Genomic DNA, 254 nt, shown 5'->3' with positions numbered 1-254 from the left:
CCCCATCGGTTTCCAGCACCGGAAGGGTCGCAACAACACGCTGACCCCCGGACCGCAGGATCCGGGATCGCCGTGGGCCATCGGCTCTAAGGACGGTGGCCATGACGCCATCCATCCGGACCTGGGTACGTTCGCGGATTTTGATGCCTTCGTGGCACGCGCCGGGGAACTTGGGCTGGAGGTGGCTTTGGACCTTGCACTGCAGGCTGCTCCCGACCACCCCTGGGTCACGAGTAATCCCGAATGGTTCACCA

Annotated in this window: 1 pseudogene; it reads left to right on the top strand. The window is 64.2% G+C overall.

What is annotated here, in order from left to right:
• A pseudogene (locus tag SCA31_RS24525) lies at positions 1-254 on the top strand (alpha-1,4-glucan--maltose-1-phosphate maltosyltransferase); the annotation flags it as partial.

The organism is Chryseobacterium sp. SIMBA_028, assembly GCF_046535285.1.
Classification (GTDB): Bacteria; Bacteroidota; Bacteroidia; order Flavobacteriales; family Weeksellaceae; genus Chryseobacterium.
Note: the sequence above shows the minus strand (reverse complement) of the source record. Positions and strands in the feature narration are given on the sequence as shown.